The organism is Mucilaginibacter sp. McL0603 (assembly GCF_049992945.1).
GTDB lineage: Bacteria > Bacteroidota > Bacteroidia > Sphingobacteriales > Sphingobacteriaceae > Mucilaginibacter.
The window spans coordinates 4,829,222-4,848,336 of record NZ_CP188251.1 but is presented as its reverse complement, the minus strand read 5'-3'; the positions used below and the strand labels follow the sequence as shown (position 1 = coordinate 4,848,336).

General features: G+C 40.6%; 14 protein-coding genes. 7 read left to right on the top strand and 7 right to left on the bottom strand.

Annotated features, from left to right (window positions below):
- Positions 1–96: 96 nt before the first annotated feature.
- From ACPPVU_RS22185 to ACPPVU_RS22175, 3 genes are all read left to right on the top strand, one after another.
- On the top strand, positions 97–795 hold the full coding sequence (locus ACPPVU_RS22185) for a c-type cytochrome (RefSeq protein WP_426668922.1): 699 nt from the start codon (positions 97–99) through the stop codon (positions 793–795).
- A gap of 52 nt (positions 796–847) precedes the next feature.
- Positions 848–1,747, top strand: a complete 900-nt coding sequence (locus ACPPVU_RS22180) for a helix-turn-helix domain-containing protein (RefSeq protein WP_426668921.1) — start codon at positions 848–850, stop codon at positions 1,745–1,747.
- 64 nt (positions 1,748–1,811) lie between these two features.
- The gene (locus ACPPVU_RS22175) at positions 1,812–2,666 is read left to right on the top strand and encodes an SDR family NAD(P)-dependent oxidoreductase (RefSeq protein WP_426668920.1); all 855 of its coding nucleotides are present in this window, start codon (positions 1,812–1,814) and stop codon (positions 2,664–2,666) included.
- A gap of 86 nt (positions 2,667–2,752) precedes the next feature.
- On the opposite strand, the gene ACPPVU_RS22170 is transcribed toward ACPPVU_RS22175, so the two are convergent.
- Positions 2,753–4,234, bottom strand: coding sequence for a PLP-dependent aminotransferase family protein (locus ACPPVU_RS22170; RefSeq protein WP_426668919.1), 1,482 nt, complete (start codon positions 4,232–4,234; stop codon positions 2,753–2,755).
- Between the two features lie 83 nt (positions 4,235–4,317).
- On the opposite strand from ACPPVU_RS22170, the gene ACPPVU_RS22165 reads away from it, so the two are divergent.
- Both ACPPVU_RS22165 and ACPPVU_RS22160 read left to right on the top strand, forming a co-directional pair.
- Entirely contained in the window at positions 4,318–4,815 is a 498-nt protein-coding gene (locus ACPPVU_RS22165) for a DoxX family protein (protein ID WP_426668918.1), read from the top strand.
- A 31-nt stretch (positions 4,816–4,846) separates the two neighbouring features.
- Positions 4,847–5,863 carry an EamA family transporter gene (locus ACPPVU_RS22160; protein ID WP_426668917.1) on the top strand — a complete coding sequence of 339 codons (1,017 nt, stop codon included), beginning with the start codon at positions 4,847–4,849 and terminating at the stop codon, positions 5,861–5,863.
- 60 nt (positions 5,864–5,923) lie between these two features.
- Here ACPPVU_RS22160 and ACPPVU_RS22155 read toward each other — a convergent pair whose 3' ends face one another.
- The 6 genes from ACPPVU_RS22155 to ACPPVU_RS22130 all read right to left on the bottom strand — a co-directional run bounded on the left by ACPPVU_RS22155 (position 5,924) and on the right by ACPPVU_RS22130 (position 14,861).
- Entirely contained in the window at positions 5,924–7,912 is a 1,989-nt protein-coding gene (locus ACPPVU_RS22155; protein WP_426668916.1) for an ATP-binding protein, read from the bottom strand.
- A 175-nt stretch (positions 7,913–8,087) separates the two neighbouring features.
- Positions 8,088–10,658 carry a phosphocholine-specific phospholipase C gene (locus tag ACPPVU_RS22150; protein ID WP_426668915.1) on the bottom strand — a complete coding sequence of 857 codons (2,571 nt, stop codon included), beginning with the start codon at positions 10,656–10,658 and terminating at the stop codon, positions 8,088–8,090.
- Positions 10,659–10,768: 110 nt separating this feature from the next.
- Positions 10,769–11,893 (bottom strand): TIGR03364 family FAD-dependent oxidoreductase, encoded by a 1,125-nt coding sequence (locus ACPPVU_RS22145; RefSeq protein WP_426668914.1) that lies wholly within the window; start codon positions 11,891–11,893, stop codon positions 10,769–10,771.
- A gap of 81 nt (positions 11,894–11,974) precedes the next feature.
- On the bottom strand, positions 11,975–13,291 hold the full coding sequence (locus tag ACPPVU_RS22140; RefSeq protein ID WP_426668913.1) for a DUF5690 family protein: 1,317 nt from the start codon (positions 13,289–13,291) through the stop codon (positions 11,975–11,977).
- A 3-nt stretch (positions 13,292–13,294) separates the two neighbouring features.
- Positions 13,295–13,981: an HAD hydrolase-like protein gene (locus tag ACPPVU_RS22135; protein WP_426668912.1), complete on the bottom strand. Its 687-nt coding sequence runs from the start codon at positions 13,979–13,981 to the stop codon at positions 13,295–13,297.
- Positions 13,982–14,279: 298 nt separating this feature from the next.
- Positions 14,280–14,861: a helix-turn-helix domain-containing protein gene (locus ACPPVU_RS22130; protein ID WP_426668911.1), complete on the bottom strand. Its 582-nt coding sequence runs from the start codon at positions 14,859–14,861 to the stop codon at positions 14,280–14,282.
- 146 nt (positions 14,862–15,007) lie between these two features.
- Here ACPPVU_RS22130 and ACPPVU_RS22125 point away from each other — a divergent pair, with 146 nt between their 5' ends.
- Positions 15,008–15,589: a phosphonate degradation HD-domain oxygenase gene (locus ACPPVU_RS22125; protein WP_426668910.1), complete on the top strand. Its 582-nt coding sequence runs from the start codon at positions 15,008–15,010 to the stop codon at positions 15,587–15,589.
- 188 nt (positions 15,590–15,777) lie between these two features.
- The gene (locus ACPPVU_RS22120; RefSeq protein ID WP_426668909.1) at positions 15,778–19,113 is read left to right on the top strand and encodes a SusC/RagA family TonB-linked outer membrane protein; all 3,336 of its coding nucleotides are present in this window, start codon (positions 15,778–15,780) and stop codon (positions 19,111–19,113) included.
- Positions 19,114–19,115: the final 2 nt, after the last annotated feature.

Here is a 19,115-nt window from a genome sequence, read left to right as displayed (position 1 = left end):
TGCTTGCAGAAGAGAGGGATGTCGAGCGTAGCAATGACAGGTCCGAAGGACTCCTTTGGAGGTGAGTCAATTATGCGATATAAAATTAAAATGACAATGAAGCCAAAATTTATCTACCCATTTCTACTGCTCGGCTTATTTTTATTCTCCTTCATGAATTTTAAACCACAGGAAAATAACCCGCCTGTGGTAAAGATTATCTCACCTCAGAATAACAGCACATTTGATAGTAATGTACCAGTTACTTATAAGATAGCCGTATCTGACAAAGAAGACGGAGATTCTAAATTTGATGAGCTAAATGCCAAGGAAGTTTTGCTGGAGGTAAGGCGGATAACCAAATCGAAGCCTGCTTCGAACAAAGTAGTGCCGAGTGATCCCGGTCTTACAGTTATTATGACTTCCAATTGCATCAATTGCCATAATTTTAATTCGAAATCCATTGGCCCGTCCTTGTATGAGATCAACAAACGTTATCCGGTCACCAAAGCCAATACAGATACATTAATCAAACGTATCAGGGAAGGCTCATCAGGTTTGTGGGGTGGAAAAGAAAAAATGCCGACGCATCATGAATTGACTGTCGTTGAAATAAAGAATGCAGTACAGTGGATATTGAAAAACGCAGCAGATCCTAATGTAAGTTACTATACCGGGCTTGAAGGGTTCTTTCGGATTAGTTCTGCAAATAAAGGAGCTTATATCTTAACGGCTAGTTACACGGATCATGGTTTAAAAGATGTACCGGGAAAACGACTGCGAGCTACAGATGCGGTGACGATACAAAGTAAGTAGTATATTGTTAGTGCCCATTTGGTTTTTAGTTTGAATTTTGTAATTTTGATTTATGGAAACCGAAACACTTGAGGATTTCTATAAAAAGAAATTCGACTGGCTGCCAGATAATCTGCAGCAAAATATTGGGCATTTTAATGTTTTCAGGATGGCCGATTTTATTGGCCCCAATGCCAGGACTGTAACCCACAGCCGTAGAAACTTTTATAAAGTTAGCCTTTCACATGGCGATAATATTATTCACTATGCCGACCAGAGCATTAAATTGTCGGGTACAAGTCTTATATTTTTTAATCCGTTAGTCCCCTATAAGTTCGAAAGGATGTCTGATGACCGGACAGGGCTTTTTTGCATATTCACGGAATCATTCTTTACTGAAAAATTCAGAGGTGGTTTAAATGAGTTGCCAATGTTCGCTATCGGCGCAAAGCCTGTTTATGCACTGGATGAAAAGCAGGGCGATTATATACACGACCTGTTTGAAAAGATGCTGGACGAAATCAATTCTGATTATGCCTTTAAATATGATCTGATCAGGAATTACGTCAGCGAGTTAATTCATTACGCGCTTAAAACCCAACCTTCTGATAATTTATACAGGCATACGGATGCCAAATCCCGGATAACCTCGGTTTTTACAGAATTGCTGGAACGGCAATTTCCGATAGAATCCCCCTCACAGCGATTTTCATTGCGTTCGGCAAGTGATTTTGCCCAACGGCTGTCCGTCCACGTTAACCATTTGAACAGGGCTATCCGCGAAACCACCGGTAGAACCACTACCGACCATATTGCTGAGCGCTTATTGAGTGAGGCTAAATCATTACTGAAACATACAGATTGGAATGTTGCCGAGATCGGTTACTGCCTGGGCTTTGAAGAACCTACCCACTTCAATAATTTTTTCAAAAAACAAACTCAAACTACCCCATCTTCTTTTAGGAATGTTTGAATTTTGTAACCATTGGTTTGAATAATGTAATGCTCTGCGCTGCTTCGTGTCTTAACTTTGTTCTATGGAATCAGGAACGAAAATGGATAACAACAAAAAAGTATGGTTTATAACCGGAGCATCAAAAGGATTTGGGCTCAGTTTGGTTAAACAATTGCTTTGTGCAGGTGAACTTGTTGCCGCCACTTCCAGGAATCAACAGGAACTGATCAAAGCAGTTAATAATAAAAGCACTAATTTTTTACCCTTACAAGTTGACCTTGTTAACGAAAGCAGTGTATCATTGGCCCTGCAGCATACCTATGAAGTATTTGGACAGATAGATGTTGTGATCAATAATGCAGGTTATGGCATTGGCGGTGCTATTGAAGAACTTAGCGACCAGGAAACACGTCATGCATTTGATGTAAATGTATTTGCAACAATGAATGTGATAAGGTACGTAATGCCTTATTTGCGTAAACAGCGTTCGGGGCATATCATCAACATATCATCAATCGCGGGTATTACAGGCGGCATAGGATGGTCAGTTTACGCGGCTGCAAAACATGCAATTATTGGTTTATCAGAAGTGCTTGCCCAGGATGTTAAATCGCTCGGTATAAAAGTTACTGTAGTAGCGCCGGGAGCTTTTCGCACTAGCTTTTTAACCGGGGAATCATTAACCATGACCTCAAATCCTATCGAGGAATATGAAGATGTAAGGGAATCACATAAAAGATATTTAAAAATGAATGGCGAACAAGTAGGCGACCCACAAAAAGCGGCCGCATCTATTATCAAAATTGCCGGCGAGCCCGATGCACCGCTTTACTTGCTGTTGGGTGGCGATGCTTACAACAGGGCATTACATAAACTGGATCTTTTGCACTACGAGATACGTCAATGGGAAGACGTTACCTGCTCTACCGATTTTTAAGGTATCCTTAATTCAAGAGGATTTAAAGTGTAGCATATGTAGCGCTATGCTACACCTGCTACACTATTATTTGTGTACGTGGGGCATCATATCAGCTTATTCACCGCCTTATTTAGAATCCCAACTCCTTCTTCTAATTCCTTTAAATTTAAGGAAGCAAAACCCAGTCTAATGAAGCTGTGGTTGTCATTGTTATAGAAATAGTCGCTGCCATTGCTTAGGGATAGACCCATTTCAGCAGCTTTTTCGGATACAGAAGCTGCGTTCAGATTGTTCAGATATTTCATCCAGATAGCAAAACCTCCGTCTGGTATTTTGAAGGATACGTGGTTGCTTAATTGTTCATTCAGCAGTTGGCAAAGCACATCACGTCGCTCATGATAAATTTTATTCGCTTTTTTGAGATGGCGACCGATGTCGCCATTTTTTAACAGCTTAGCCATGGCTTCTTCCAGTAATTGCTCACCCTGACGATCTATCATCCGGCGGAGGCGTTTAAGCTGTACCATCAGATTCTGGGGTGCCACGGCAAACCCGATACGGATACCCGGTGCAATGGTTTTGCAAAACGAACCAACATAAATAACACTTCCATAATAATCAGCACTGGCAAGTGGCAATATAGGGCTGCTGCTATAGTGGAAATCATAATCATAATCATCCTCAATAATGGCAAAGCGATATTTCATTGCCAGTTCCAACAGTTGCATGCGCCGCTCTGAGCTTAATGTTATGGTAGTGGGCCGGTGATGGTGTGGTATCACATATAGCAGCTTTACTTTCTTCTTTTTGCAGATAGCTTCCACAGCGTTCAGATCGATGCCATACTCATCTACAGGTACTAATTCTAATTGTGCTCCTGCCTGTTCAAACACCTCGTTTGCTCCGGGATATCCCGGATCAGCCGCAATCACCACATCGTTTTTTGACAGCAATATTTGGGCAACGAGGTAGATGGCCATCTGCACGCCTTTGGTAATCAAAATATCATCGGGACTTACCTGCAAACCTCGTGTATCCGAAAGAAATCGTGCCAGCTCATTACGTAAGTTTTCTGAACCCTGTTCTGATCCATACATCAGGTATTTGGAGGTAAAGCGATAATTTCCGAAACGCCTGTATTCTCTCACTAAAAGCTCAACAGGAGCAAGACGCGTATCGGGGAAACCGTCATTAAAAATAAGATTACGCTCGGCCCCGGGTTTAAATAAATTGGGAAAAGGAACGCGCTGATCGTTTACATCAAAAAAAGTGCTGACAGGAAAACCGCTTGCTTCTTTGCTCTCAGACAAAGGCTTAGGCGTTATATCCGGCAGATTTTTTGCTACAAATATGCCCTTGCGGGGATATACATCAATCCAGCTTTGTGCATATAACTCATCATAAGCCGCCACTACAGTTTTACGATGTACATTTAATGCTTTGGCAAGTACACGGCTGCTGGGTAAAGCGCTCTCGGGCTTTAACGTTCCCCTGCGGATGTGTCCGATAATGCCATTAGTTATCTGGAGATAAACGGATACATGTAGGTTTTTATCAATGGATAATAGGCTTTCAATTACAGACATGACTGGACTACTTTGTTTGTATGTTCTGGACTATAAAAATAGTCCAATTAAGTCATAATTTAGTATAACAAAACAAAATATCTATGCAACTCAATTCAAAATTATCATCTCTGTATTTAAGATTAGCCATAGGCTCAGCTTATTTATGGGAGGTTGCCGACCGTCTTGGAATATTAGGGGCCAACGGTCACCCGCATGTGGGCTGGGGCGATTGGGCACATTTTATAACCTATGCCCGCCAGGTAATGAGTTTTTTGCCTGCAAGCTTTGTTCCCTTTTTTGCAACCATAGCCACAATTGGAGAAGCACTTTTCGGACTGATGATCCTGATCGGCTTTTTTACCCGGATAGCAGCCATCGGAAGCGGAATATTAAGCCTGTGTTTTGCCGTAGCTATGGCGCTATCATTTGGCATCGATTCGCCTTTGGGTTATTCAGTATTTACCTTAAGCGCAGCAAGCATTCTGCTGGCTACTTTGCCTTATTATGCATGGAGCGTTGATTCATGGTTATCTGCTAAATCGATCAATAGTCAGCTAAATGCTTACAAGGACAAGAGCAACCTGGAAACTATTAATTAAACCAAGTATTCATCATTATAACAATTAGAAAATGAAAACTGCATTATCAAATAAGCCATCATTACTTTTAGTGATCATCGCTTTTGCTATTGTTTATATCGTATGGGGATCAACCTATTTTTTTATACAAATGGCAATACATGGTTTCCCTCCAATGTTGATGGGTGCTTTACGGTTTTTTACTGCTGGCATATTATTACTAAGCTGGTGTTATTTTAAAGGGGATAAAATTTGGATATGGAAAAATATCATTACCTCGGCCGTTAGTGGATTACTGATGCTATTTATAGCTACGGGTGTTGTCATATGGGTTGAAAAAACTTTGCCAAGTGCCATGGTGGCTATCATGGTATCGGCTAATCCAATATGGTTTGTTGTGCTGGATAAAGTAAACTGGAAAATCAACCTGAGTAATAAAACCATAATGGGAGGCATAGTTTTAGGGTTTGCAGGCGTGTTGTTGCTTTTTGGCGAAGCTATCAGCAAGTCAATGTCTGGTACCATAAGCACTGCGCAACTATCGGGTTGGATATTATTAATTGTAAGCCCTGTAGCCTGGTGTGGAGGATCATTGTATTCCAAAAAGAGAGGAAGCAACGCACCGGCACGGGTAAATACTTCATGGCAAATGATCATTGCCGGATTGGCATTTATTCCAGCAAGCTTTGTTCATCATGAATATATATCATTCCATATCAGCCAGGTGCCGCCACAAGCATGGATGGCCCTTGGATATCTAATTGTGTTTGGTTCAATAGCCGCATTTAGCGCCTACGTTTGGCTATTATCGGTTAGGCCGGCTACTCAGGTAAGCACACATTCTTACGTCAACCCGGTTATTGCAGTGTTGCTCGGTGTTTTGTTTGCTCATGAACATGTTTCCGGTTTACAATTGTTTGGCTTGCTGGTGATTTTATTTAGTGTGTTATTAGTTAATGCTAATAAGTATTCTTTAAAAAGGCCAATGATCAATCTGCCCTGGTTTAATAAGAAGAAAAATGATAAGGGTTTTATAAAAAATATCAATGCTTGTGTGCCGACAAATTAAAATACCAACTATTGACTTGAATTACCTTTCAAAGGCGGGTAAACTTATCCGTCCTTTTCTTTAAACATCTACGCTCAATTGCTGTGATACGTTATTTATAGGCAGCGTAAACCAGAAAGTGCTGCCTACGCCAGTAGTGCTTTCCACACCAATTTTTCCTTCATGGCGATGTATAATCTCGGCCGAAAGATACAGGCCTATGCCAAAGCCTGATATATGCATGGTGTGCTTGCTTTCTACACGGTAATAACGATCAAATAATTTATCAATATCGTGTGGTTTGATGCCCATACCTTCATCTGTGATGCTGATTTTCACACGATCACCAACTTTCTGACATTGGATATCAATATGCTTGCCTTTTGGTGAATATTTAATTGCGTTGCTGAGCAAATTAGAAATTACCGAACCGATCTTATCACGATCTGCATATACCTCAAGTGGATCGCATACAGAAAGACCAATAACGTAGGTAGATGCGATCAATTTTACATCCTCGATCATCTCGCGGATCAATTGAGTGAGCTCAAAGCTTTGTTTTTCGATAAGCATCTTTCCCGATTCAAGTCTTGAGATATTAAGAAAACCATTGATCATATTGCTCATCTTTTTCACCTGGATATTGGCTTTCACTAATGCGCTGCTTATAAATTCATCTTCGCTATTACCCGCCTTTCCGAGCAGCATTTGCACATAAGCAGTCAATGAGGTGAGCGGGGTTTTCAATTCATGGCTCACCATGCCAATAAAATCATTTTTGCGTATTTCGTCTAATTTTTGTTCTGTAATATCCAGCATGGCACCAATAAAACGCACAGGATTATCCTGTTTATCAAAGTACGCCTTGCCTTTGGCCTTAACCCACCTCAGCTTTTGATCTTCCAGGCCAATGGTGCGGTATTCTATATCAAAATCACCATTACTTACTGATTTGATAAACGCATTATTAATGACCCTCAATACGCGCTCACGGTCATCCGGATGCAGGCCCTCTATAAAATCAGTTTCATAAGTAACAGTATCATTGTGGATTATTCCAAATAAGGTGCGGCAACGCTCGTCCCATTCCATAGTTCCTTTTTCCAGGTTCATATCAAAAGTTCCCAGTTCTGCGGCTTCTTTTGATAAACGAGCCTGTTCAAATGCCCGTTCCATTTCCTTCCTGGCATCTACTTGTTCCGTTACGTCAATTGCCACTACCATAATGGTTTTTGTGTTCCCACTATTATTTAGGGGTTGATAAATAAAATTAAAATAGAATTCCTGCAATTCACCATCATGTTCCAATAATGCCGGTGCCTCAGTACCGTAATATGCTTTACCAGATGTATAGACATCATCCAGCAATTGTAAATAGGGCTGCCCCTTTAATTCAGGTAGCGCAATAGCCAGGGGCATGCCTATAATGTTTTCGGATTTATTCCAAATTTTCAGGATCATGTCATTGGCGGTTTCAATTATCAGTTCCCTTCCTTTTAGTGTACTTATACCCACCGGAGCCTGCCTGAACATGTTCCGGATATTCTCCTGGTTTATATTGAGGCTATTGATCGCATGGACCTTTTCCGTCGTTTCTACACAGATAACCAACACCCCGCAAATATTGCCATTTAAGTCAGATATCGGGCTGTAAGAAAAGTCGAAATAGCAATCTTCTATATAACCATTCCGATCAAGCGGAACCATGAAGTTTGGAAAACTGACTGTATTCCCGGCCATCACACTTTTAAACATTGGCCCTATAATATCCCATATTTCTGCATAAGTTTCCCGGGCGCTGCTGCCCATGGCCTGTGGGTGTTTGTGGGTGCCATTAATTGGCCGGAAGGCATCATTATATAATTGAATGTAATCCGGCCCCCAGCAAATGAGTACAGGGAAATTGGTTTTTAACATCATGCTGACTGATTGTTTTAAAGCAATATGCCAGCTTTCGGGCGTCCCAAGCACATTCAAACTCCAATCCATCGAGCGGATCAAATTGCCCATTTCTCCACCGTCTCTTAAAAATGGGTAATCATTATTTTTCGACTGGTTGACTTGGGCCATATACATAAGATGTTTTAGCCTTTAATTTGAAAATAAAGCAATTAATTAAAGTGTACCCGGGATGCTTTATGAAACTAATTTCAATCTGATTTTGTTTGACTATCCGGTTGATTTAATAAAAAAAGAGACGATTGAAAAGTCGTCTCTTTTTACTCTGATAAGGTATTTGAGCAGATCAGGCTATCACTCTGCCCATAAATGGATCACTGAAACCCGGTTCCCCGATTTCTACCCGACCGGCGTATCTTTTTTCGAATGACTGATGTCCTGCGATTCTTACTCCGAAATCATACCAGTTATGACTGTCCTTGAGATCAAGAGCCATCGTTATTTTGCCAGAAGCGGGCAATACTTTTTTATGGTTATTACTTTTATAAGCATGATCGGTTATTTCAATGGTTTGTGGTTGGTTGGTTAAATTTGTCACTACCAATTCTATATTGCCGGTCAGTTTTTTACTGTCTGTAAGTGCGTGCTGATAATTAAAATCGATTTGAACTGATGGATCTTGGGCATTGCCTTTAAACTCGCGGAAAAATCCGTTTGGCCCGTAAACTCTCAAATGATAGTTCTTGTCTTCAAACTCAGCTATTGGCCAGGTATCTGCTAAAGTATCACCAGCAGTTAAACCGTATGACCATGTGCGTACATTTTCAAACGCAGTTTGCCCGTTTTCTTTTTGATGCAGGTAACTGCCCGGCGCATATACATTAAAAGGCGCGCCAACAGATTTATCTCCCCATACTTTATTACCGGCAGCGAATATCATTTCAAATGCGGTTTTATCAGCATTCAGTTTGCCATCTGCGTATAATTCATAAGGTAAAGCGCATGACGGACGAATTCCTTTTTCCTGCTGCGGTAAATACGGTGAAGCATGTGGCTCGCGATTTGCCTGGTCTATTTCCTCTTTAGTAAGCAATTTATAATCCGTAGGCAGTTTTTTGAATTGCGCTTTATGAATGCCTTCAACAAAAGGGATTCTTTTTACAAATTCAGGCTTCTCAATGTTTTCATTTTGATATGGCCTGAATGCGGAGGTAAGATCACCGCAAACGGTACGCCGCCAATCGCTGATATTTGATTCGGTTATCTTTTTGCCTGTTTTTTTGGATAAAAAATGTTCTAAAAATTGCAAGGTAGAGGTGTGGTCAAACACTTCTGAATTTACATACCCGCCCTTGCTCCATGGTGAAGCAATAACCAATGGTACCCTGAATCCAAGCCCGATTGAACATTCCCGGTCAAATGGCTCAGGAAAACCTTTCCTTTCCTTTTCTTGTTCCAGTGTAATAAAGTCAACACTTGTATCTATACCTTTAGAAACTTTTCCGGTGCTTTCTTTATGAGGATGAGGCGCCACAAATGGAGGCACATGATCAAAATAACCGTCGTTTTCGTCATAAGCCAGTATGAATATGGTCTTTTTCCATACTTCCGGATTTTGCGTTAAAATATCAAGAACTTCAGATACATACCACGCCCCGTACCATGCTGAACTTGGGTGATCGCTAAAGTGTTCTGGTGCTGTAACCCATGATACCGTTGGTAGTTTGCCGTTTTTAACATCATCCCGGAACTGATATAACACATCACCTTTAGGTACTTGCATTTCGCGTTCGGTGCCGTTATCATCATATTTAAAAGTGATCAGTTCGCGATGGTTCGGGTCATTTGAATTTGTGTCGAACGCCTTCAAATGCAAGGTCTTTTCATGGTCAGATAATTTATCAAACTGGCCGGCTTTATAAGTTTCTTTTTCTTTTTTAACACCTTCAAGGTACTCCTGCAATTCCTTAAGCTGATGTTTTAAATGATCGATGTGGGCATCACCGGCAGGTAAAGCATCAATCTTTTTTTGCAGATCGTCTATCATTTTAGGCAACTGCGTAGTCCTTTTCTCTAATGCATCAATATGTTTTGGGTGCAAATGGATATTGTATTGACCGAAAAACTCTAATGGATTATCCTGGAAATTAGACAGCCATGGATCTTCATCTCCGTCAAATCCTGTATCAATAGCAACTTCATTTTGGTAACATTTCCATGATATGCCTTGTTCCTCTAAACGTTCAGGAAAAGTTTTCCATTTCAGCGTGCCATAATCCATATCCTCGTTCCATACATGCGCCCTTGAATTTTCATGCTGTTCTTCACGCACTGTGCCTGTCCAGAAGTAAAGCCGGTTAGGATTAGTACCGGTTAATGACGAGCAAAAGTTTTGATCACATACAGTAAAAGCGTCAGCCAGAGCATAATAAAAAGGGATATCCTCACGGTTATGATAACCCAATGTTAACGGCATGTGGCGATATTCTTTGATGCTGTTCTTTTTTACGTTGAGCCATTGATCAAATTTGCCATCATTACGCGCATTTACCTGGTTGGCCCAGGAATGCGGCAGCGAACTCATCCAGGTCGCTTTGGTATTCTTTATATCGAGATGGAAAGGGGCATAAGTTTCGCCTTCGGCATTCGATTGCAGCCAAACTTTATTTTTGTTTGGCAGATCAATAGCGCGAGGATCATTGTAACCACGCACACCCTGCAGTGTACCATAGGTATGATCGAAAGAGCGGTTCTCCTGCATCAATATCACAATGTGTTCGGCATCCATATAGGTGCTTCCCTCAGCGGCGTTGATAGCCATTGCTTTTTGTATGGACGCAGGTATAATATTAGCAAAGCCGGTAGCACCGGCTAATAAAGCTGCTTTTTTAAGAAAATCTCTTCTTGAGTCGCTCATGTGAATTTTTAATGTGCAAATATGCAGATGTGCAGATTTGCAAGTTTTATATAAAATTATGAATCAAATATCATCCGCATATATGCACATTCGCACATCTGCATATTAAATTATCTTGCTGCAAAAAACTGCTCACTCAATCCAAAGGATAGCGTCATACCATTGCCTCCAAGTCCATTGATAACAGTTACTCCCGGCTCAGTTTCAATGATCAGTTCAGTTTGTCCATTCATCATTTTTGGATATATCCCATGCCATGATTGCATCAGCTTCCAGTCCTTAAAATTGGCGAACGTATGTAAGTAGTCGGTTATTAAATTATTAATAAATGCTTTATCAAATGGATCATGTACCAGCCCATATTCGTGCGAATCACCTATGGTCAACTCACCGCCTCCATTTTGTGAAACCATTACGTGGATGCCCCATTGCAGGTATTCTGCATATTGTTCCTCGTATCGTTTTCTTAATTGGGGTAATGACGGCGCCACCTGGAAACCCGGGTAATGGATCATAGATAAGCCGCCACATAATGACGGACCTATTCGCCAGCCATCAGGTTGAGCTACCAATCGCATCATTTGCAGTTTGCATTTAGTGATGTTGATTTCCAAAAACAATTCGGGATAAAGTGTTTCAAAATCAGCCCCGCTGCAAACAAATATTTCGTCAGCTTCCCAACTGCGATCCCCTGACATTACTTTTGGATGTTCTATCTTATTAATGGCTGTGTTCCAATGAAATTCAACATCGTATTTTTCTGCGAGATATTTAGCAATTTCTCCAACAGCCACTCTTGATTCCACAATCATTTCTTCACCGCTCCACAAAGCACCTTTCAAGCCGTTGGGATTAATAGCTCCCGATTTTTCAAGTGCCTGGGTAGGAGTGAGCAATGCGCAATCACGAAATGCCTGGTTTGCTTCCACGTATTCGGCTATTACCTGCAATTCATCGTCATGATAAGCCAGGTGTAACGAGCCTACCTCATTGTGCCATATCCGGGCCTCGGTACATATTTCTTTATAAATACTTCGCGACAGCATAGCTCTTTCAAACAATGGCCCCGTTTGCTGTCCGATGGGCCATATCATTCCAAAATTACGGATCGATGCACCAACGGCACGCTCATTACGCTCAAAGACTGTCACTTTATAGCCTCTTATGGCTAATGCACGTGCTGTAGCCAGGCCTACAATACCAGCACCTATAACTATTGCCGAAGAGTTTTTCATCAAAATAAATTATTTTTTAATGGTGATGAAGCTATCATGAGCCGTTTTTATTCATTTTATGAGCGGTGGCTCATGATGGATTCATACTGGTAAAATATTCAGTTGCTGTTCTTGTTGGTCTAAATTTTTCTTTCGTGCGCTACGCAGAAAATATAATAACGATAAAGTAGCGCATATCCCGCCGATCACTGCCACTGCCAGAACACTATTTTTAAAGAAAGTACCCCAACTCACACTAGGTTGTCCTAATTCTTTTATAAGTAACACACTTACACTACCCAGGTAACCCATTGAATCAGCTACATAAATCAGGAAACCTACATTACCTTTATAGTGAAAAGAAGCGAGCAAACGCTCAAAGAAAACAGCATTGTAAGGCACATAACCAAGGTAAAGCCCAAGTCCGGCCAGCGTCATCCAGACCATTGGACTGATGAGATGAAAAGTGAACAAAGCAGTAGCGATACCAATAAGTACACATCCCGAAATGATCATGACATGTATAATACTGAATGCTTTCAGATTCTTTTTGACCAGGATAAGCAAACTCATTGCTATCAAAACCGCTATGGAGATGATGGTATCTATTTTAGCATAAATGGTATTGTCTTTTATGCCCATGCTGTTCCATATTTCTACCTCAAAACTATCCCGTACATCGCGCATAATGGTTAGCAGCACATAAATGATCAATGTAAGAATGATCCCCGGTAGAAATCGTTGTAAAAAACTTTTACGCTCGGCAGCATCCATCGGCAGGCGTTTGGTACGCAGGCGTATATCCTCAGCAGTAGGGGCTGGCATCAGCTCTAATAAAAAAACAAATAGCAACAACGGAACAACAAATAACGCCCCGGTTATAAACGGCATATTGAATTCATTTACGTGGAATGAACTCATCAGTATACGTGCCACAGTTTTTACAAAGCCTGAAGCAAATATCAGACTGATGGATAATACCGCCGCCATAAACTCGGTTGATTTGCGTCCTTCCAGGTAACCAAAAACCAGGCCCCAGATCAATCCAAGCGGGAAGCCATTAATGAATAAGAAAATAATATTATAAGGTGCAGGAACAATTGCAAAACATAATAAAGCAAGCCAAGCTATACCGATCAGCAAGAGGATGTATTTGGCGCGTTGGCCGGGTTTTAGTTCGGATATGAATTTTATACCATAGAATTTACTCAAAGTATAGCCAATGATCTGCGCTATAACCAGCCAAACTTTATAATCGATGTGAAAGTATTGTTGCCCGGTAAAAGTGCCTGCCGCAAATGCCTTACGAAAAGCATACATGCATGTATAGGCTCCGAACGAAGAAATTGCCGCCATTAATGAAAGCAACCCATAGGGCCATTTTGCAACTTTAACTCTAAGCTGATCGATCAGTTTCATTTGTTATTCACTGATAATGTCCAATACTTGTGCTATATCATCGATGATATGAGTAGGATGGTATTCTTCCAGCTCTTCGCGGGTAAAGATGCCAGTGGTAACACCGATCACATAACGACAGCCAACATTTTGGCCTTCACGTACATCAACTTCAGTATCGCCTACCTTAGCTACTTCAAGGGGATCTGTAATACCGCCTTCATGCATCATTTTCTGGATCATAAAGGGATGAGGGCGGCCGAGTTCTACTTCATCAGAACCTACAAGATAATCAATCAGTCCTTTTTCGCGCCATTGAAGACGGTTGACAACGGTTTCGGCAATATCTTTTGAGAAACCAGTATTGATGCCTACTAAAATTCCCAGCTGATGCAACGCTTTAAATGTTTCTTCTACATTAGGAAGTGGCTCAATACCCGGTTCAAATTGGTAGAAATTGATCATTTGTATGATAAACTCATGATGAATATGATTTACCAATTCAGTTGAGATCTTTGATTTATCCTGCTCATGCAAACGTAGCATTTGGGTGATCGCCTGGTTTTTTTCGTAGCCCATAAGCGGGTTGATCATTTCAAGCGGGACATCATAATCGTATTTTTTTAATGCTGCCTGGAAAGCCTTACTTACGTTATGATCATCCTTTACCGTGGTGCCGGCTATATCAAAAACTACTAATTTTATGGACATGTATTGATTGTTAGAAAGTTGAGCAATACTAAACTTAGTTTATTAATATCGAACTAAATTTGTGTTAAGGTTTGGTTAAGATGTGACCAGAGATTAGTTAATCAGTGATCAGTTAATCAGAGACTAGTTAATTAGAGATTAGTTAATCAGTTTTGGCAATAGGGCATATTTTTTAGTTTTACAATAAAAATAGCACTCTCCCGGATATTCTCCAACTAATCTCTGATCACCAGTCGCTAATCACTCTCCCGAGATTTTTCCAACTGATCACTGATCACTATTCACAAATCACTAACTACTAACTCTTCTTCTCTTCGAAAAAATAGACCACCAGCATGCTGGCAGTTTGGCTGCCCAGGTTTTTAGGGGTGTGAGGTATACGCCCATCAAAAAGCATGGAATCGCCCTGGCTCAATCTGATCTTTTCTTCTTTAAACTGATATTCGATTTCGCCTGCTAAAATGTATTTATATTCAAAAGCATCAGTTTCAACCAAAGGCCTTGTGGCATTAGGCTCAAGATTCAGAATAACGATGTCTACTGTTGAGTGATCGATAAATCTGGTCAGTATTCGCTGGTAATGGAAACCGTTGGCATGTTCCTTTTCAAAATGTTCATACTCATCCTTACGTTTTATCAGGATAGGAGAAAGTTTACTTTTGGTACGGATATCTTTAAAAAACTCGTTAAGGTCTATCTCTAGCGCTTTAATTATATCTATCAGTACGATCAGCGAGGGTATAGTCCGGCTATTTTCTATCTGCGATATTAGTCCTTTACTTACATTGGCCAGGCTGGCAAGTTCTTGTACAGTAATATTTTTTTCGCGGCGGCGCTCTTTAATACGGTTACTGATCTGTATCAGTATGTCATCTTCCATAGGATTAGGTAAACGTAGTTATATTTATATTGGTATTAGGATTTTCCAAATTAAAGATAATTTAATTTAGTTTCCTGAATCAATCATGAAGATTTAATAATTTAATAATATCAGATGCCTTTATTTGTATAAACCTTTTTAAGTCTATGAATCGTCCCGCTTTAAAACCCGAAGATATTGTTGATGAGATTTTCGCTTTGTATGAAAAACATGGTGACGAGGATTACATAGGCGAACCGGTATCGCAGTTAGAGCATATGTCGCAGGCTGCTGTATTGGCCGAGGAAGAGGGTTTTGAAGATGAAGTTATACTTGCCGCATTTTTCCATGACATCGGCCACTTATGCGCCGAAAGTAATGAAGCAGAAAGTATGGACGGATTTGGAAATGTTGATCATGAAAAATTAGGTGCAGACTATCTGCGTGAACGTGGTTTTTCTGAAAGAATTGCTACTTTGGTTGAAAGCCACGTGATTGCCAAAAGATATCTAACCTATAAGCATCCCGAATACTACAATCGTCTATCAGAAGCCAGTAAAGCAACGCTTGAATTCCAGGGTGGGCGCATGACCGAACAGGAAGCTGCGGATTTTGAACAAAACCCAGATGCTGAATTATTTATACGCCTGCGCTATTGGGATGATACGGCAAAAGAGATTAATTTGCCAGTACAGAATATTGAACATCTTAAGTCAATGGCTGTAAGTCATTTATATAACAATAATTGATTTCGAGCCCTTCGAATATTAATTAATTGTAAGTCGACTGTAACGCTGCTGTTACAGAAAATGCCCTTCTTAACGTGTATTGCACGGAATGTTAAGCTTTCCTTAATATAAACTTAGTTTACAAATAATAAACTAAGTTTAGTATTGCTGCATGAAAATTATCCTCCTCACTCAATTAATTTAAGCAGATGAAACAGCTCTACATTCACTTTAAGACAATAATGGCGATAACGTTGTTATGTCTTGCCCCGGTACTTTTATTCGGGCAAACCAAGATCGGTGGTACCGTAACCGACGAGACTAAACAACCTCTGCCCGGAGTAAGCGTTTTGCTTAAGGGAACAACAAAAGGTACAGTAACAGATGTCAATGGTCGGTTTTTATTTACCGTTGAAAAAGGTCAGGTGCTTACATTTAAATTTCTTGGATATCAAAGCCAGGATGTTACTGTAGGTGATCAGACTGAATATAACATCTCCCTTGCTGCCGATAACAAATCTCTTAATGAGGTTGTGGTAACCGCTTTAGGTGTTAAGAAAGAAACACGCCGTATCGGTTATGCAATTCAAACAGTTAATGGTGACCAGCTAACTACAGCCCGCGATCCTAACCCGGTTAATGGTTTAATCGGCAAAGTAGCAGGTTTATCAGTAAGTGCAACATCTGAGATATTGGGGATACCTAACGTAACTATACGTGGTAACACTGTTTCGCTGTATGTTATTGATGGTCTGCCTATCAACTCGGATACTTTCGATTTGAGTCCGGATGACATCGAGACGTACACTGTATTAAAGGGCCCTGCTGCGGCTGCGTTATATGGTAACCGCGCAGCAAACGGCGCTATTTTGATCACCACTAAGAAAGGTAATAACGCCAAGAAAGGGCTTACTGTAGATATTAATAGCAGTACGGTGATGAATAAAGGTTTTCTGGCATTCCCACGTGTTCAGCATTCATATGGACCTGGTGAAAATACTTTTTATGAATTCGTAAACGGTAAAGGTGGTGCACGAGGTGGTGTGGATAGTGATTATGACGTTTGGGGCCCTTACTTTGCAGGTCAGTCAATTCCACAATACGATAGTCCTGTTGTAAACGGCGTTCGCCAGGGAACTCCATGGACAGCCCGTGGCGCTAATAACCTGGCTAACTTTTTACAAACAGGTTTCCAAACTAATAACGATGTTGCCATAACCTCTAACGGTGAAAACTATACAACAAGGTTTTCACTTTCGCAGCAACATCAAACGAGCTATATTCCATCACAATATCTGGATATAGCCAATGCCAACTTTTATGGTTCATTCAACCCGACTTCTCGTTTAAAATTTGAAGCAAGCGTAAATTTTAACAGGCAGAGCACAGACAATTTTCCTGATGTTCAATATGGCCCAAATAGTATTATCTACAACTTAGCTATATGGACAGGTGCCGATTGGAGTGTTAACTCACCGGATATTAAAGCCATTTGGCAGCCTGGTAAAGTAGGGGTACAATCTGAATTTGCGGAGTATACCCGTTACCATAACCCTTATTTCCTTACCCAGATTTGGACACGCGGGCATTATAAAAATGATACCTACGGATATCTGTCAGGTAATTACAAAATAGATAATCATTTAAATGTGGGTTTGAAATCACAGATTGATACCTATAACCTATTACGTACAGAAGATCTGCCATACTCGGCGCACCCATATGGACGTGAGGGTAATGAAGGCGATTATCGTGAAGATCGCAGGGACCTGTTTGAGAACAATACAGAGTTAAAGTTAAATTTTGACTACGGTGTTGCCCATAAATTCCTGGACATTTCGGGTTTGGTCGGTGGTAACTTACGTAGTTTTAAATATAACTCAAGTTGGGTATCAACAGATTATTTAAGTGTTCCCGGAGTTTATTCATTTAGCAACTCATTAAATCCGTTACAGGCTACCAGCTTTTATTCACAATTGAGAACCTTAAGCGGATTCTATTCAGTCGATTTTAGCTTCGGTAAATATGCTACATTATCAAGCACAGGTCGTGTTGATAAATCGTCAGCGTTCCAGAATGTGACTACTTATTATTACCCAAGTTTATCAGGTGCTACTGTAATTTCAGATTACATTAAATTGCCCGATTTTATAACCTTCTTAAAAGCACGTGCTTCTTACTCAAACGTACGCTCGGATGCTACAAGTCCAACTATCGGGCCAGCTCCATTTAACACCATTACAGCATTTGGAGGCGGCACCGGTCCATCATTATATGATAATCCTTTGGGTTATGGAACTACTTATAATACGCCTTATAATGGTCCAAATTATTCGCTTAATTCGGCCTATTCTACAGCTAAGCCTTATAATGGTCAGCCAGCAGGCTATGGCCCAAATAGCTTGTATCAGAATAATATTAAAACTTCAACCCGTGTTAACTACGAAGAAGGTTTAGATTTAAAATTCCTTCAAAATCGTTTAGGATTGAGCCTCACCGCATTCCAATACATTGACGGACCTCAGATCCTGGATAATCCTTTGTCTACTGCGACCGGTTATACCGACTATTACCTGGATGCCCTAAAAACCAAAAAAACAGGGTATGAAATCAGCTTAAGCGGCACACCTATCAAAAACATGGGTGGCTTTGGCTGGGATGTTTTAGTTAACTGGTCTACTTACAAAGAAGTATACACAGAATTGCCGGTCATTAACAATGTCCCTCAAACAGTTTATAATACCTTCTTTAAAAAGGGTGATCGCGTAGATAAATTTTACGGAAGTAAATTTGTAAGAACCCCTGATGGTCAAATTATAAACAGCTCTCCTGACGCAAGCGGTAAAGGTGGTGGCGAACCATTAGTTAACCCTGTTCCGCAGTACTTGGGGCACCTTGACCCTGATTTTACCTGGAGTATCTATAACCATGTACATTATAAGAACATAGGTTTAGGCTTCCAGTTTGATGGCTCGGTAGGTGGTGTTACAGAAGATTATGTATTTAATAAAACCATGCGTGGCGGATCTAACGCATTAACTGCCGAAGGCGCTTTAGGCGCAGCGCGTTACCAGGACTGGTTGAATTATCCTCTCAATAATCAAAAACCTAATCCAAATTATAAAGGCACTTATGTGGGCCAGGGCGTGCAGATATCAAATGGTGTAGCTCCAAATTATAATTCTGCTACAGGTGCTGTTTTAAACTACGGAGCATTACAGTATGCACCAAATCAAACAACTGCCCTGGTACAGGAGTATGTAAGCGAGTATTATAATGTTGACGAAGCCAACCTGATGAGTAAAACTTATGCTAAGCTGCGTGAAGTGACCATTGATTATACCTTTCCAAAAAGATGGTTGGAGCGCACATTTATAACTAAGGCTTCAGCTTCGTTATATGGCCGTAACTTATTGTATTTCTACAAAGACCCTAAGTTTAAGGATGTTGACCTGGACCAATATGCTAATACGCGTACAACGCTTACAGGTTTACAGTCACCATCTGTACGCAGTTACGGTATTAACCTAAAACTTTCATTCTAATT